14 protein-coding genes and 1 pseudogene are annotated in these 15,547 nt (G+C 72.8%); 3 read left to right on the forward strand and 12 right to left on the reverse strand.

The window, feature by feature from the left end; all coding sequences use genetic code 11:
- The first annotated feature begins 472 nt into the window (after window positions 1-472).
- Window positions 473-1,315, forward strand: a complete 843-nt coding sequence (locus tag IE274_RS22865) for a C40 family peptidase (protein ID WP_190117698.1) — start codon at window positions 473-475, stop codon at window positions 1,313-1,315.
- 137 nt (window positions 1,316-1,452) lie between these two features.
- Here IE274_RS22865 and IE274_RS22870 read toward each other — a convergent pair whose 3' ends face one another.
- Complete coding sequence (locus IE274_RS22870; protein ID WP_190117699.1) at window positions 1,453-2,736, reverse strand: geranylgeranyl reductase family protein; 1,284 nt, start codon at window positions 2,734-2,736, stop codon at window positions 1,453-1,455.
- 151 nt (window positions 2,737-2,887) lie between these two features.
- Between IE274_RS22870 and IE274_RS22875 the strand changes: the two genes are divergently transcribed.
- Window positions 2,888-3,394 (forward strand): GNAT family N-acetyltransferase, encoded by a 507-nt coding sequence (locus IE274_RS22875; protein ID WP_190117819.1) that lies wholly within the window; start codon window positions 2,888-2,890, stop codon window positions 3,392-3,394.
- 110 nt (window positions 3,395-3,504) lie between these two features.
- Window positions 3,505-3,867, forward strand: coding sequence for a PASTA domain-containing protein (locus IE274_RS22880; protein ID WP_229909729.1), 363 nt, complete (start codon window positions 3,505-3,507; stop codon window positions 3,865-3,867).
- A 90-nt stretch (window positions 3,868-3,957) separates the two neighbouring features.
- Here the strand turns inward: IE274_RS22880 and IE274_RS22885 are convergent, their stop codons facing one another.
- The 11 genes and pseudogenes from IE274_RS22885 to IE274_RS22930 all read right to left on the reverse strand — a co-directional run bounded on the left by IE274_RS22885 (window position 3,958) and on the right by IE274_RS22930 (window position 15,530).
- Window positions 3,958-6,753, reverse strand: coding sequence for a serine/threonine kinase C-terminal domain-containing protein (locus IE274_RS22885; RefSeq protein ID WP_190117700.1), 2,796 nt, complete (start codon window positions 6,751-6,753; stop codon window positions 3,958-3,960).
- Between the two features lie 39 nt (window positions 6,754-6,792).
- Window positions 6,793-6,861 (reverse strand): annotated as a pseudogene (locus IE274_RS40400) (zinc-ribbon domain-containing protein); the annotation flags it as partial.
- 146 nt (window positions 6,862-7,007) lie between these two features.
- A complete protein-coding gene (locus tag IE274_RS22890; RefSeq protein ID WP_190117701.1) occupies window positions 7,008-7,703 on the reverse strand; it encodes a demethylmenaquinone methyltransferase in 696 nt (231 codons plus the stop codon).
- 170 nt (window positions 7,704-7,873) lie between these two features.
- The gene (locus IE274_RS22895; RefSeq protein ID WP_190117702.1) at window positions 7,874-8,416 is read right to left on the reverse strand and encodes an imidazolonepropionase-like domain-containing protein; all 543 of its coding nucleotides are present in this window, start codon (window positions 8,414-8,416) and stop codon (window positions 7,874-7,876) included.
- Window positions 8,417-8,423: 7 nt separating this feature from the next.
- The gene (gene mqnC, locus IE274_RS22900) at window positions 8,424-9,623 is read right to left on the reverse strand and encodes a cyclic dehypoxanthinyl futalosine synthase (RefSeq protein ID WP_190117703.1); all 1,200 of its coding nucleotides are present in this window, start codon (window positions 9,621-9,623) and stop codon (window positions 8,424-8,426) included.
- 114 nt (window positions 9,624-9,737) lie between these two features.
- Window positions 9,738-10,502, reverse strand: coding sequence for a prepilin peptidase (locus IE274_RS22905; RefSeq protein ID WP_190117704.1), 765 nt, complete (start codon window positions 10,500-10,502; stop codon window positions 9,738-9,740).
- 75 nt (window positions 10,503-10,577) lie between these two features.
- Window positions 10,578-13,619 carry a BTAD domain-containing putative transcriptional regulator gene (locus IE274_RS22910; protein WP_190117705.1) on the reverse strand — a complete coding sequence of 1,014 codons (3,042 nt, stop codon included), beginning with the start codon at window positions 13,617-13,619 and terminating at the stop codon, window positions 10,578-10,580.
- 173 nt (window positions 13,620-13,792) lie between these two features.
- Window positions 13,793-14,245, reverse strand: a complete 453-nt coding sequence (locus tag IE274_RS22915) for a TadE/TadG family type IV pilus assembly protein (protein ID WP_190117821.1) — start codon at window positions 14,243-14,245, stop codon at window positions 13,793-13,795.
- A gap of 62 nt (window positions 14,246-14,307) precedes the next feature.
- Window positions 14,308-14,751: a TadE/TadG family type IV pilus assembly protein gene (locus IE274_RS22920; protein WP_190117822.1), complete on the reverse strand. Its 444-nt coding sequence runs from the start codon at window positions 14,749-14,751 to the stop codon at window positions 14,308-14,310.
- A gap of 8 nt (window positions 14,752-14,759) precedes the next feature.
- Complete coding sequence (locus IE274_RS22925) at window positions 14,760-15,194, reverse strand: TadE/TadG family type IV pilus assembly protein (RefSeq protein ID WP_190117823.1); 435 nt, start codon at window positions 15,192-15,194, stop codon at window positions 14,760-14,762.
- Between the two features lie 84 nt (window positions 15,195-15,278).
- The gene (locus tag IE274_RS22930; protein ID WP_190117706.1) at window positions 15,279-15,530 is read right to left on the reverse strand and encodes a hypothetical protein; all 252 of its coding nucleotides are present in this window, start codon (window positions 15,528-15,530) and stop codon (window positions 15,279-15,281) included.
- Window positions 15,531-15,547 lie beyond the last annotated feature (17 nt).

A 15,547-nucleotide genomic window follows, 5' to 3' on the forward strand; every position in this document is an offset into this window, starting at 1 on the left:
GCGCGCGAGGCCGCCGACATCAGCTTCAACACGCGCGCACGCACGCGCGCGCGAGGGCGACGCGTCTCGCCACGCACTCACCTCACTCGGCCACTCACCCCACGCGTCATCCCACGCGCGCGCGAGGCCCCTCGGCGCCGACTTCCGGCACCGGCACGCGAGCGGAAGATCTCGGCCCGGTCTCGGTGAGGTCTCAGGGAGGTTCATCGCACCCCCCGAGTGACCTGCGCCACACGCGAACTACCGGCCAAACAACCGGGCTTGGCCAACCGGCGTAGGGGGTGGTAGTCCATGGGCAATTCGGACGTAACGCGGAAAACCCGTGATCACAGGCGTGATCACGACTGTCCGCATTGCCCGTTACGGCGTCAATAAGATGCGACACGCCCGGGATTCAGCCGCGCGCCGGGCAACTGTGGCGCAGCACACGTTTCTTGAAGGGAACCCTGTGTCCCTGATAGCGGTTGTTCTCATGTCCCACACCGCTCACATACCCAGCCACCGGAAGCCCCGCCGCAGCGCGTCGAAGATGGCTCTGCGCGCCGGAGTTGCTGGTGGCGTCCTCAGCACCCTGGCAGTGGCCGCCGCCGCTGGTACGGCGAACGCCGCCGAGCCGGTGACCGAGACCATCGAGCTGCCCACCCTCACCGCCGATCTGTCCGCGCAGATCGCCCAGTCCGCTGACGCGACGGCCCAGACCGCCGACAGCTACGAGGCCCGCGCCCAGCAGGACGCCGCGGCCGTGAAGGCGGCCAAGCAGGCCGCCAAGGACCAGGCGGACGCCAAGAAGGCGGAGGCCAAGAAGAAGGCCGAGGCCGAGGCCAAGCGCAAGGCCGCGCAGGAGCGCGCCGCGCGGGACGCCGAGCGCACCCGGCTCAGCACGTCCTCCGCGCCGTCCTCCTCCTCTTCCGGCGGCGGCTCGTCCGCGGGCTCGTCCTCCAACGCCTCCGCGCCCGCCAGCGGCAGCGTCGGCACGGTCATCAGCTTCCTCAAGGCGCAGCTCGGCGACGCCTACGTCATGGGCGCCTCCGGCCCCAACGCGTGGGACTGCTCCAGCCTCGTGCAGGCCGCGTTCAAGCAGGTCGGCGTCGACCTGCCGCGCGTCTCGCAGGCCCAGTCGACGGCCGGCACCCCCGTCTCGCTCTCCAACCTCCAGGTGGGCGACATCCTTTACTGGGGCGGCGCGGGCTCGGCGTACCACGTCGGTGTCTACATCGGTGGCGGCCAGTACCTGGACGCCGCGAACCCCGGCAAGGGCGTCGTGATCCAGGACCTGTCCGGCTACCCGGCCTCGGGCGCGGTGCGCGTCCTCTGACGCTTTCGCGTACGTCCACGACGTACGCACGAAGGGCCGGAACCCCCCAGCGGGGTTCCGGCCCTTCGACGTCCCGTCGGTGGCGGCACACGGGCTCCTGGGCCCCCCGTGCGTCCACGCGGGGCCCAGGGGCCGGGTCAGGCCTTGGGAGCTACCTTGCTGAGGCCGTTGATGATGCGGTCCATCGCGTCGCCGCCGCGCGGGTCCGTGAGGTTCGCCAGCATCTTCAGGGTGAACTTCATCAGCATCGGGTGGGTGAGGCCCCGCTGGGTGGCGATCTTCATGACCTTCGGGTTGCCGATGAGCTTCACGAAGGCGCGGCCGAGCGTGTAGTAGCCGCCGTAGACCTCCTTGAGCGTCTTCGGGTAGTCGTGGAGGGCCAGTTCGCGCTGGGCGGGCGTGGCGCGGGCGTGGGCCTGCACGATGACGTCGGCCGCGATCTGGCCGGACTCCATGGCGTACGCGATGCCCTCGCCGTTGAACGGGTTGACGAGGCCGCCCGCGTCGCCGACGAGCAGCAGGCCGCGGGTGTAGTGCGGCTGGCGGTTGAAGGCCATCGGCAGGGCGGCGCCGCGGATGGGCATCGTCATGTTCTCGGGCGTGTAGCCCCAGTCCTCGGGCATCGAGGCGCACCAGGCCTTGAGGATCTCGCGCCAGTCGAGCTCCTTGAAGGCAGCCGACGTGTTCAGGACGCCGAGGCCGACATTCGACGTACCGTCGCCCATGCCGAAGATCCAGCCGTAGCCGGGAAGCAGCCGGTCCTGGGCGCCGCGGCGGTCCCACAGCTCCAGCCAGGACTCCAGATAGTCGTCGTCGTGGCGCGGCGAGGTGAAGTACGTGCGCACGGCGACGCCCATCGGACGGTCCTCGCGGCGGTGCAGGCCCATCGCGAGCGAGAGCCGCGTGGAGTTGCCGTCCGCAGCCACGACCAGCGGCGCGTGGAAGGTCACCGGCGTCTTGTCCTCGCCGAGCTTGGCGTGCACGCCGGTGATGCGGCCGGTGCGGTCGTCGATGATCGGGGCACCCACGTTGCAGCGCTCGTGCAGGCGCGCGCCCGCCTTCTGCGCCTGCCGCGCGAGCTGCTCGTCGAAGTCGTCGCGTTTGCGGACCAGGCCGTAGTCCGGGTAAGAGGCGAGATCCGGCCAATCCAACTGGAGCCGTACACCGCCCCCGATGATGCGGAGTCCTTTGTTCCGCAGCCAACCGGCCTCTTCGGAGATGTCGATGCCCATCGACACGAGCTGCTTGGTGGCTCGGGGCGTGAGCCCGTCACCGCAGACCTTCTCCCGCGGGAACGCGGTCTTTTCGAGGAGCAGTACGTCGAGGCCGGCCTTCGCGAGGTAGTACGCCGTGGTCGAACCGGCTGGCCCGGCCCCGACGACGATGACGTCAGCGGTGTGTTCGGAGAGGGGCTCGGTCACGGCGGGTTCTCCCCAAGGCTCGAAATCTGTGTGCCGACCGGCACGGGATATGGGCAGTCTATGAGGCGGTACCGATCAACCCGGCGAAGGGCCACTTGTGAGCGATGTGAGCGACGTGAGCGACGTAAGCCCCGTGAGCGACACGGGCACCGTGGACGTCACGCCGCCGGCCGTCCGGCTGCGCGTCCCGACCGACGAGGACGCCTTCGTCTGGCACCGCCTCTTCGACGACCCGGAGGTCATGGCGTTCGTCGGCGGCTGGAGCTCGGAACGGTCCACGTACGAGGAGCTGACCGCGCGCCAGCGCAGACACGACGCGGAACTCGGCTTCTGCCTGTGGACGTTGCTCGACCCCGAGGGCGATCCGGTGGGCTTCGCCGGTGCCATGCCGTGGCCCCGGGAGTGGGGGCCGACCGGCGAGATCGAGATCGGCTGGCGGCTCGCGCGCGCGGCGTGGGGGCACGGCTACGCGACCGCGGCGGCCCGCGCGACCCTGGAGCGGGTGCGGGCGGCGGGCGTGCGGTCGGTGGTGGCGATGATCGACATACGCAACGAGCGGTCGATGGCCGTCGCGCGGCGCCTCGGCATGGAGCGCGCGGAGACGTTCACGTCGCCCAGCACGGGCGTGACGGCGTACTGCTACCGGCTGTCGCTGTAGCGCGCGCCCCGGCCGGGGCCGCACTCCTCCCGGCCGGGATCGCGGGTCGGCCGGGGTTGCCCCCGGGCGTGCCGGAGTTACCCTGCCCATACCGCTGGGGGGTGACGCCTGTGCCGAATACACCCGGGTCCGCCGGGCCGCCGGAAGTGCGCGTACCGCGCTTCGTGGGGCTGATGGCGATGGACGCGCGCGAGACGGCCGCCAAGCACGGGGTGCGGCTCGCGGCGCCGGACCGGCCCGGCTTCGACGACCTGGTCCTCGACTACGTGGTACGCCAGTACCCCCCGCCCGACGCCGAGATCCCGCGCGGAGCCGTCGTGACGGTGTGGTTCGACCTCGGGCCGCACGGGGGCGGGGGCGGCGCGGGCGTGCGCGAGCCGCGGCGCCCGGGGCCGCCGGGCGGCGGACTGCGGCGGGAGCTGGACGAGTCGGGGCAGCCGGAGGTGGGTGTCGGCAGCGTCGGGGGCCCCTGAGGCACCCCCGACGTACCAGCAGCACCAGAAGCGACTGAGGCGGCGCGCGCCCGGGGGCGCGCGCCGCCTCAACCTCCGTACGCCGGAGCCTTATTCGGTGAGGCGCCAGGTGTCCAGCGCCGTCTGGTGCGTCTTCGCGCCGTGTCCGGCGGGCCAGAAGTCCTCGCGCCAGGAGAGCTGGAGGGCGTACTCGGTGCCGTTGTCCGCGATGTAGCTGTGGTTGATCGCGTGGATCGTGCGGCCGGCCCGGTCCTTGTACGTGTACTCCCAGACCGCGGCCGGGCGACCCTGGAAGGTGGTGTCCGCCAGGCGGACGCGCCGGTAGTCCGACTTGTCCGGGTCCTTCTTGGCGTGCACCTCCATGTTCTTCATGTTCCCGTACGAGGTGTAGTCGGCGTTGTCGATGACGCCGACCTGGAAGTTCTCCGGGACGGTCAGGCCCCCGTACGTGACCTGGGTCGGGTTGTCGCCGCTCGACCGGCGCCAGCCGTCGGGAACAGCGAACGAGAAGCCCTTCGGGTCGTTCACGCGCTCCGAACCGGGCGGCACGAGGGCATCGTCGGCGCCGCCGCCCGTGCTCCCGTCCGTGCTGCCGCCGGTGTTCCCGGCCGTGATCCCGTCCGTGCCGCCGGTGCTGGTCGACGGTTCGTCGGTCGAGGGCCCCGCCGAGTCACCGGTGGGCGCGTCCGAGCTGGGCGGCGGGACCGGGTCCTCGGTGCGGCTGACCGCCGGGCGGTCGTTCTTCCCCTTGGCGTCGGACTTGTCGTCGTCCTGCCAGAGGAGGAGCCCGGCCGCGGTGCCGCCGCCGATGACGAGGGCGCCGACGAGCGTGGCCACCCAGACCCCGGCCCGCCCGCGCGGCCCGCCGGAACCGGGCCGGGGCGCCTGCGGGTGGCCGAGTTGGAAGGCGGGGTCGTACGCGGCGAGGGCGGCGCCGGGTGGCGGGGTGCCGTGCGGCGGAGTCCCCGGCCCCGGGATCGGGAAGCCGCTCTGGGTCGGTGCGGCGTGCGCGTCGGGGCCCTGGGCCGGACCACCGCCCGCGCCACCGGCCGAACCGTCGAACGGCCCACCGGCACCGAACGACCCACCGGAACCAGGCGGTCCGGGCGGCACCGGCGGCCCGCCCACGCCACCGCCCTGCCCGGCCATCCGCACCAGCAGCGGCCCGACGACCAGCGCACCGGCCACCCACAGCAGCCCGAACAGCAGCGCGTCCGGAATGCTCACGCCGCCTTCGAGACCGGCCTTGGCGGAGTCACCGCCGTATCCGACCTCCTTCGCCGACGTCTCCACCTTGAAGCCGCCGACCGCGGTGAGCAGCAGGTAGAGGCCGAAGAAAAGGCCTCCGGCCAGGATCTGCTCGCCCCGGCCCGCGCACCGGCGGGCGGCGAGCACGCCGATCGTCAGCGCGCACACAAGACCGAGGGCCAACGCGCCCACGACCGCGCCGGAGTTGAACAGGTCGCTGAGTTCGGAGAACCCGAACGAATGGCTCTCGGCGTTGTCGCCGTACGCCGAGCGCCGCCCGTTGGCCTCCGCCTCCAAGGGGGCGCCCCAGCCGACGCCGAGCGCGGCGAGGCCGAGGTTCGGGAGCAGGAGCAGCGCGACGAGGTACGGCGAGACGCCGGAGTCGCGCGCGTCCGACGTGTCGGTCAGATCATCGATCTGGGTGAAGGCGAAGTAGCCGACCGCGGAGGCGATGACCAGCACGATGGCGAGCGCGCGCAGTGCCACACGCGCGGCGCGCACGAACGTGTGCACGCCGGGGCGCGCGACCAGCCAGTGCGCGAGGTCGTCGCGGTGCAGGACCGCGGCGGACACGAGAAGGGCGAGCCCGAACGCGCCGAGCATGGCGAGGAACGGGCCCGACGACACCTCGACGTCCTTGATCTCCGGCTGCGCGAACAGCCCGAGCATCAGGACACCCAGCGCCGTCAACACGCTCACGCGGACGGCCGCTTCGAGCCCGGCCGTCGTACCCGGACCGCCCGTGCCGTACAGCGCGGCGCGGTGCCGCAGTCGGCTGTGGAGGACGCGTACGCCGATGAGCAGCGCGACGACGAACAGCGCCGTGATCGTCAGCGGGACCAGATCCACCGACACCGTGCCGTCGACCGCGGAGTCCGACGAGGAGAGCGAGGAACTGTCGACGCTCCGCTCCTCCCGGCCGCTCAGCGTCACGTCGCCGCCCACCGCCTGCAGCGCCACCGCGAGCGAGACCCGCATCCGGTCGGCGAAGCCGACGACGATGTTGTCGCTGTCCTGGCCGTACGTGGGGATGGCGCACCCCACGGCGGTGAGCAGCAGCAACGCGACCGGCCAGAGCGCGGCCTGCACGGACCCGGCCCAGTCGCCGCGCACGGCCCGCCCGACGAAGGTGCCCACGGGCGAGGGCGCGGCCGGGGCCGGCGTGAAGCCGGGCGGCGGAGGCGGGGTGAGCGGGGGCGCGGCCGGCACCGGTGCGGCGGCCGGGGGCGGGGGTGCGGCCGGGGGTGCCGGAGCGGCGGCAGGGGCGGCGGGAGCGGGGGCCGCGGGCGAATCCGGGGCTGGGGGAACCACCAGGGTCGCGGGGTGCGTTGAGACTTCGGGGGCTTCGGCGGGGGCTTCAGCGGGGGCTTCAGCGGGGGCTTCAGCGGGGGCTTCAGCGGGGGCTTCAGCGGGGGCTTCAGCGGGGGCTTCAGCGGGGGCGGCCGGGGCAGCCGCGTCGGCCTTGTCGGTGTCGACGGCCTTGTCGACGCTGACGGCCTTGTCGACGCTGACGGCTTTGCTTGGGGCGGCGGCCGCGTCTGCCTTCTCGTCCTTGTCGGCTTCGTCGGAGGGGGCTTCGTCGGAGGGGGCTTCGGCCGGGACCGAGTCCTCGGGTTCCGTCGGGGACTCGGACGGCACCGCGTCCGAGGGCTCCGCGGGAACCGGTGTGCGTTCGCGCCCGCATCTCATGCAGAAGCGGGCCTCGTCGGGAGCTGGAGCCCCGCACTCGGGGCAATTCGACGCCATCGGAAGGCTCCGTTATGGGGAGATACATCAGGGGACGTGATCGGCGTGTGCCGACCGTCACGCCCCGGCCACGGCAAGTGGCCGGGACATATCAACTGACACATCTTCTCCGGCAAACGGTTCCCGTCAACTCTCCCGCGGAGAGGCTAGTTCTGCTTGAACCCCCGGTGCAGCGCGACGACTCCGCCGGTCAGGTTCCGGTACGCGACCTTCGACCAGCCCGCGTCCTGCAACAGGGCGGCGAGTTCGGGCTGGTTGGGCCAGGTACGAATGGACTCGGCGAGGTAGACGTACGCGTCCGGGTTGGTGCAGACCGTGCGCGCGACGGGCGGCAGCGCGCGCATCAAGTACTCGATGTAGACCGTGCGGAACGGACCCCACGTGGGCTCGGAGAACTCACAGATGACGACGCGTCCGCCGGGCCGCGTCACGCGGTACATCTCGCGCAGCGCGGCGCCCGTGTCCTGGACGTTGCGCAGGCCGAAGGAGATCGTGACGGCGTCGAACGTGTCGTCCTTGAACGGCAGCTTCATCGCGTCGCCCGCCGTGAACGGCATCCACGGGTGCCGCTGCTTGCCGACGCGCAGCATGCCCAGCGAGAAGTCGCACGGCACGACGTACGCGCCCGCCTGCGCGAACGGCTGCGAGGAGGTGGCCGTGCCCGCGGCGAGGTCGAGGACCTTCTGCGCGGGCCGCGCGTCGACCGCCTGCGCGACCGCCTTCCGCCAGAGCCGGGCCTGGCCGAGCGAGATCACGTCATTGGTCAGGTCGTACCGTTCCGCCACGTCGTCGAACATCGAGGCGACTTCGTGCGGCTGCTTGTCCAAGGAGGCTCGGGTCACCCGGCTTATTGTGTCAGGCCGGTCTTCGCTCCTGGCCGAGGGCTCTTTCGCCTGCGGCGGGCTCTTCGCGAGAGCGTCTGCCGTGCGCGGTGCTCTGGCGAGTGCGGGTTGTTTCTTGGCTGCTCGCGCAGTTCCCCGCGCCCCTTCAGGGCGCCACCTTGCCCATCGCCTCAGCGGCGCCGGTACACCAGGCGGCCGCCGATCGACGTCGCCAGGCAGGTGCCGTCCGGGGTCAGCACGGCGAAGTCCGCTTCTCCCCCGGCCTCGGGCGGTGCCACCGGGTGGTCGCGGAGCCCCGAGCGTGCGACGGCGGTGCGGACCGAGGGGTGGGTGAACGGGCCCGCCAGGGCGGTGGTGCCCGCCGCCAGCAGGCGTTGGACGCCCCGTCGCGCGCTCGCGCCCCAGCGGGTATCCGGAATGTCCAGGGTGGCGAGGGCGGCGCCGGTCAGGGCGGCGGTGCCGAGGTCGTCGGCCTCGCGGGGGTCGGGCCAGTACGCGGACTCCAGGAGGGCGACGGCGTCCGGCTCGAAGCGGCCCGAGGTCAGGATCGCGTCGCCCCAGTCCCGGACGCGGGCCCGCTCGCCGTACGCCGCGAGGAGTTCCTCGTACGGACCGACGGCCGCGAAGCGGGCGCCGTCGACGACGACGGCGTGCCCGAGGACGATGTCGCCCGCGGCCGCCCCGACCCCGCGTACCCGGTGAACCGTCAGCAAGACGGCGTCAGTTCGCAGCCAGGAGCTTGAGCTCCGGGTGGGCCGTGCCGCCCTCGATCGCGGTGGAGGAGATGTGCGAGGCGACGCGCTCGTCGACGGGGTCGTTCGCCGGGTCGTCGTGGACGGCGAGGTGCTCGTACGTGGTGGCGCGCTGGGCGGGGACGCGGTCCGCCGTACGGATCATGTCGATCATCTCGCGCAGGTTGGAGCGGTGCTTGGCGCCGGCGGAGGAGACGACGTTCTCCTCCAGCATGACCGAGCCGAGGTCGTCGGCTCCGTAGTGCAGGGTGAGCTGGCCGGCCTCCTTGCCGGTGGTGAGCCAGGAGCCCTGGATGTGCGCGATGTTGTCGAGGAAGATGCGCGCGATGGCGATCATGCGCAGGTACTCGAAGACCGAGGCCTGCGTGCGGCCCTTGAGGTGGTTGTTCTCGGGCTGGTACGTGTACGGGATGAAGGCGCGGAAGCCGCCCGTCCGGTCCTGTACGTCGCGGATCATGCTGATGTGCTCGATGCGCTCGGCGTTGGTCTCGCCGGTGCCCATGAGCATCGTGGACGTCGACTCGACGCCGAGGCCGTGCGCCGTCTCCATGATCTCGAGCCAGCGCTCGCCGGACTCCTTGAGCGGGGCGATGGCCTTGCGGGGGCGCTCGGGGAGCAGCTCCGCGCCGGCGCCCGCGAAGGAGTCGAGCCCGGCGGCGTTGATCCGCTGGATCGCCTCCTCCACCGTGACCTTGGAGATACGGGCCATGTGCTCGACCTCGGAGGCACCGAGGGAGTGGATGACCAGCTGCGGGAAGTCCTTCTTGATGGCGCTGAAGTGGTGCTCGTAGTACTCGACGCCGAAGTCCGGGTGGTGGCCGCCCTGGAACATGATCTGCGTGCCGCCGAGCTCGACGGTCTCCGCGCAGCGGCGCAGGATGTCGTCGAGGTCGCGGGTCCAGCCCTTCTTGGTGTCCTTCGGGGCGGCGTAGAACGCGCAGAACTTGCACGCCGTCACACAGACGTTCGTGTAGTTGATGTTCCGCTCGATGATGTACGTCGCGATGTGCTCGGTGCCCGCGTAGCGACGGCGGCGCACGGCGTCGGCGGCGGCGCCGAGCGCGTGCAGCGGGGCGTCGCGGTACAGGTCGAGCGCCTCTTCGGCACTGATCCGTCCACCGGCGGCGGCGCGGTCGAGAACGGACTGAAGGTCGGCCTTCTCGGTCACCGGGGCGTCCCTTTCGTAAGGTCCAAATGGGGCGGACAGATCCTCTTCAGCGTACGCCAGGCCCCTGGGCCTTTTGCGGTGGGGAGCGGGGGGCTCCCCACCAGGGCGGGGCGCCTACGCCGCGTACGCCCCGAGGAGCAGTCCGGCGAAGGTGCCGCCCAGCAGGAACGGGCCGAACGCGATCGCCGTCCGGCGGCCCGCCTTGCGCACCGCGACCAGCCAGCCGCCGTACACCCCCGCGAACACGAAGCCCGCGAACGTGCCGAGCAGCAGTACGCCCCAGCCGTACCAGCCCATCACGGCGCCCAGCGCCACCGCGAGCTTCACGTCGCCGAACGCCATGCCGTTGGGGTTGATCAGGAACAGGACGAAGTACCCGCCGCTCAGGACGAGCGCGCCCAGCGCCGCGGTCGTCCAGGAGCCGCCGTGGTCCGGCAGCGCCACGGCGACGCCCAGCAGGGCCAGGGACGCGGCGCCCATCGGGAGGGTCAGGACGTCGGGCAGGCGCATCACTGCGAAGTCGACCGTCGCGAGGAGGACTCCGGGTGGGGTGAGGAGGAGCCATACGACCAGTTCTGGGCGGGGGCCGGTGGCTGCGGCGAGGGCTGCGCAAGCCGCGGCGGTGATCAGGGCGAGGAGCAGCGCCTGGCGACGAGGACGGCCCTCGGCCTCCTCGCCCTCGGCCCCCTCGCCCCCTTCTCCCCCGCAGCCGTCCGGCGCAGGGCCGAGCCAGCCCGTGACCTCGTGCTCGCCGCTCGGGCAGCGGCTGCGCCACGGCTCACCCGGCGGGACGGAGAACCGGTACGCGGCGCGCGGCAACACCAGGCCTGCGGCGGCACCCCAGAGGGCGGCCCCCACGACGATCAGGGTCTGCTGCACGGTGCGCTCCGGTTCGGGGGTGGGAGAGGGCGGGCGCAGCGGCGGCCAGGGGGGGCCGCGGCGGCGCGGGTGGGGTCACCCCGTTGAGGCGAGGCCCGCTCGCCAGCCCGGGAGGAGTTCATCGAGGAGGGCCTCCGTCCGGGGCGGGACCCCGCGGGCGCCGCTGCGGGCGACGAGGTCGGCGGCGAGGGCCTGGAGGCGGGCCGGGTCGCCCGCGGCGTGGGTGGCGCGAAGGAGTTCGTGCCAGAGCCGCTCGTCGCCCGGCGCGGAGCCGAGCGCCGCGGTCAGTGCCTCGATGGCCTTCTCGACGCGGTCCTTCTCCAGGTGGAACTCGGAGAGGGCGAGCCCGATGTCGGCGACGAGCAACGGCAGTTGGGCGTCGATGATCTCGTGGGTGAGCCACCCGTACCGACCGGGCGCCCGGTCGGCGAGCAGCGGCCCCCGGACGAGGACGAGCGCGTCGGTGAGCATCCGCCCGCGCACGGCCCGGTTGCCGGACCCCCGGCCCTGTGTGGCCTCGTGGTAGAGCGAGCGCAGTACGTCGAGGTCGGACACGACCGACTTGGCGAGGGTGAGCCGCCCGGTGGCGTCGGCGCGCAGCCGAGGCGTGCCGTCGGGCTCGCTGCCGAGCCAGTCCCGCAGCCGGTCGACGAGGGCGTCCCGCACGTCGTCGGTGACGCCGCGCGGCCACAGCGCGGAGGCGAGCACGCGCGGGTGCACCCCTTCACGGTGGAGCAGCAGGAGCGCGAGCGCCTCGTGCAGGAGCGGACTACGCTCGCCGTCGGGCGTCTCCAGGCCGATGATCTCGTAGCTGCCGACGAGCCGCGCGTACACCGCGGGCCGTCCCTGCTCGCTGACGTCGACGAGGAACGGCGGCGCGACGGCGGCCCCGCCGTCGGAGCCGTCGCCGCCGCCCTCGGGCCGCGGGTCGGCCGCGACGAACAGCTCGACGACGGCGCGCCGCAGCGCGTCCGGCAGGAGCTGGGCCTCCAGTTCCAGGCCGAGCAGCGGGGCGAGCAGCTTGCCCTCGCCGGTGACCTTCATCTCCCAGGCGGCGCCGGGCAGCTCACCGGAGTCGGAGCCGACCAGGTAGCCGATGCCGAGGCGGCTGGCGTCGGCGGCCAGTTCGGCGAGCTTGGCGGCGTCCTCGGGGCTCGGCCCGTCGGCGAGCAGCACCAGGTGCGGGGCCCAGCGGGTGTGCTGGGCGGGGCCGGTGCGGCCGGTGAGGACGGAGTCGTGCCCGGCGGCGCCGAGCGCCCCGCGCCGCTGCCGGGTCTCGGCGTCCATCGTCTCGATGAGCGCTTCGACGTCCTCCAGGTGCCGCAGCCGGTTCGGCGCCAGCGCGGTCAGGTCCTCGCCGAACCCGACGAGCGTGATGGTCATGCGGTCCGACCAGCCGTTGGTGGCCAGTTCGGCGGCGACGGACGCGAACACGGCCGCCCGGTCGGCCGCGGTGCCGCCGAGCGACACGATGCCGGGCACGGCCTCCAGGTTGAGCAGCAGGCGCGAGTCGTCCATGGTGCCGAGGCAGACCAGGCCCGGGTAGGGCGCGGCGGTGTCCACGTCCCCGTACCGCTCGGCGTCCGTGCGGGCGAGCGTCCAGAACGTCTCGTCCTGGCCCAACTGCCAGGGCGCGGGCGGCCGTCCGGAGGCCTGGGCGAGCTGGAGGTGCAGGTCGCCGTTGCTGAGCCAGGCCGCGTACACCGTCGGCAGCGGCCGGGACTCCTCCGTGAGCGCGGCGGCGAGGCCGCGCAAGGAGCGGTCCAGGAGGCGTACGCCCTCGGGGTCGGCGCCCACGAGCAGCGCGTCCTGCGCGTCGGCCGCGGAGCCCGTCGGCGTCGGCGGCTCCATGCCGCGGCGCAGGCCGACGGCGCCCATCGCCGACTGCCACAGCGCGTGCCGACGGCGGCGGCCGAGGGCGCCGAGCAGTCCGGCGGCGAGCAGCGGCGCCCCGATGAGCGCCTCGGGCAGCCCGAAGCCGGAGTCCTCGGATGCGGAGTCGGAGTTGGAGCCGGAGTCGGTGGCGGGGGTGTCGGCCTCCCGGCCGGTCTCCTTGCCGCCGCCCTGCCCGTCCTCGCGCGCGCCGCCCTCCGGCCGCTGCTCGGGGATCGTGATGTGCGCCGTGTCCTGGTCGACGGAACCGCCGCCGCCCTGCCGGTCACCGCTGCCCTGCCGGTCGCCGCCGCTCTCCTGGGCGCCGCCGCCCTGCCGCTGGTCCCCCGTCTTCGCGTAGTCCGAGATCTGCTCCCGGACCTCCTCGGACACCTTCGGGGCCTCGTCGGGCATGTGCACCAGCTCGCCGCCGTGCGCGTCGGCGGGCATTTCCATGATCCAGCCGGGCCGGATCAGGCTGGCCTCGGAGAGCCGCGAACCGTCGGGCTGCTCGCGGTCCTTGTTGAGCTGGTAGATCTCCTTGTACCGCCGCCCGTCACCCAGGTGGCGCTCCGCTATCTCCCAGAGCGAGTCGTGGTGGCGTCCCTCCGGGGGCTGGATCCGGTAGAACTTCGTGTCCCCGTCCTGCCCCGTGCCCGCCTTGGCCCCGGCCTGGCCCGCCTGTTCGGCGAGGGCGCCCGCGGCGGTGGCCGCGGCGGCCTGCTGGTCCTGCCCGAGGACGCCCGGCGTCTGCTGCGCGGTGGCCGCGGCCGGCTTCTGGTTGCCTTCCAGGGACTGTCCGAACTGCGAGAGCCCCGGCGCGAAGCTGGCCGCCGTGGCGCCCACCAGGAGCAGCGCCGCGACGAGCTGGCGCGCGAGCAGCTGGCTCCCCCCGGCGCCCGGCACCCGCCCGGGCATGCCGACGCCGGACAGCGCGGCCTTCACCTCGACGAGCACGCACGCGGCGAACTGGGCCCAGGCCAGCCAGACCACCACGGTCAGCACGTTGATGAACGTGCTGACGGTGATCTCCTGCTGGAGCCAGTCGAGCGACGGCGCCCCGCCCGGCAGCGGCCAGCCCACGAAGTAGGCGAGCGCCCCGGGCACGCCGACGATCAGCGCGGCGAGAGCGACGAAGGCGAAGAACGCCTTGACGAAGTCACCTGCCGAGCGCCGCCGCCCCGGCAGGGGCTGAGGCGTCCGGTTCCTCGGACCCGTCGAGCTTGGGGTGGTACGTCGCGCCATGGCGGGTGTCCTGGTCCTGATCCTTGGGTGGGATGCGTGGTGTGCGATGCGTCTGTACGTACTCGGGTTCGTACTCGGGCGATGTTACGGAAGGTGCCGACGCCCCGGCAGGGGCTGTGGATAACTCTGCTGTGGACAACTCCGCGGCCGGTCCCCCGGCCCCGGTCCGGCTGCTACCCGATCTCGTTCTCCGCCGCCGCGCGCCCGTGCACCGTCACGTCCCCGCCGAAGAACATCCCGGTGAAGACGGGGCTGTAGGTCATCTCGACCTCGACCTCCACCTGTTCGGCGGTGGCGGTGACGCAGTGGGTGGCCGCCACGTCCGGGCCGGTCAGGCCCATCTCGCGGGCGAACTTCTTGACCCGGGCGTCGCAGTTCTCGTAGTTGATGGGGGCGCCCTTCGCGCCCTCGTACAGGCCCTCGGTGTCGAGGTCCTGCGCGGCGTACCGGGCGGCCTGTTCGGCGATGTCGGCGGCGCGTTCGCGCTTGGAGATGGACAGGCCGCCGTCGATCACGAACGCGGACAGGGTGAGGAAGACGAGGGCGAAGACGATGACGGCGCCCGCGCCCGAGCCCCGGTCGTCCAGGCGGGCCCGGCGTACGCCCACCCAGCCACGTACGCCCACCCAGCCACGTACGGCCGCGAAGCCCCGTGCCCCCGCGAAACCCCGTACCACCGCTGCCGCCTTCACGCCGACCTCCGGTACGGATCCAGCGGCGAGCTGAAGCTCGCCTCCAGCGTCGTCGGGATGTCGAGCCCCAGCATCTCCAGGCCCCGCACCTCGCAGCTCACCTCGACCGTGAAGAGGGTGTCCGGCTGGAAGCCCGCGCTCTTCTGGACGACGTGCACCGGCCCCGAGCAGACGTCCTCCAGGTCCGCCTTGGCGGCCTTGCGCGCCTCGGCCATCGCGGTGCCCTGGTCCTTCTGGATGGAGCCCGCGCGGGCGGCGTCGCGGGCCGCCCCGTCGATGGCCCCCCGGCCGTCGACGAGCTGCCCGAAGGCCACCAGGACCAGGATGAAGAGGATCATCACCGGCGCCAGGATGACCACTTCAACGGTCGAGAGCCCTCGCTCGTCCGAGAAGCACCGCTCCCCCGAGCGCCCCCGCTCACCAGCGGCAGCGTCCCGCACCCCCCGCCTCACCCTTCCTCCTCCACGAACCGCTCCACCGGCCCCGAAGACTGCGCGTGCACCTTCAGGTCGAGTCCGGGGAACACCGACGGCACGTCCGCCGTGATCTCCACCCCGACCGTGTTCTGCTCCGGCTGGAGCGTCTGCACGTCGGGGCCGAGGACGAGCTTCGGGCCGAGCTGGCGGATGTAGGCGTCGACGACGTCGGTCGCCTCGCCCCGCCAGCCGCCCGGGTTCTCGTCGGCCGTGGCGCGGGCCTTGCGCGCGCCCGCCTGGGCCGCGGCCTGGGCCACGTGGTCGGCGAAGAAGTAGAGCGCGAACTGCACCGTCGCGAAGATCAGGAAGAACAGGACCGGGGTGAGCAGCACGAACTCGATCGCGGTCATGCCGGATTCGCCGCGGGTGGAGGCGGCCTCCACCCTTCGGCGCACGAATCCCGGCATCCGGTCGCGGTTCACCCCTCGCCCGCTCCCGCCCCCGTCGTCCTTCATCGCGTCAACAGCCAGTCACCGTCGTCCGTCGCCCGCTCAGCAGGTCTTGCTGGCGTCGGCGCCCTCGATGCAGTCGCTGACCTTGTCGGCGCCGCCCTTGAGCGCGTTGTTGATGATCGCGGCGACCACGCCGACGATCGCCACGACGACCGCCGAGATGATGACCCACTCGACGGCGGACGCGCCGCGGTCGAGCTCGCCGGAGCGGGCGCGCTGCACGCGCCCCTGCAGGAAGGTCACGAGGAAGTCGACCGCCGGGATCCCGGTGCTGAGGTTCCGTCCGTTCATGGTGAGTTGTCCTCTCG

This window comes from Streptomyces flavofungini, assembly GCF_014650815.1.
GTDB lineage: Bacteria > Actinomycetota > Actinomycetes > Streptomycetales > Streptomycetaceae > Streptomyces > Streptomyces flavofungini.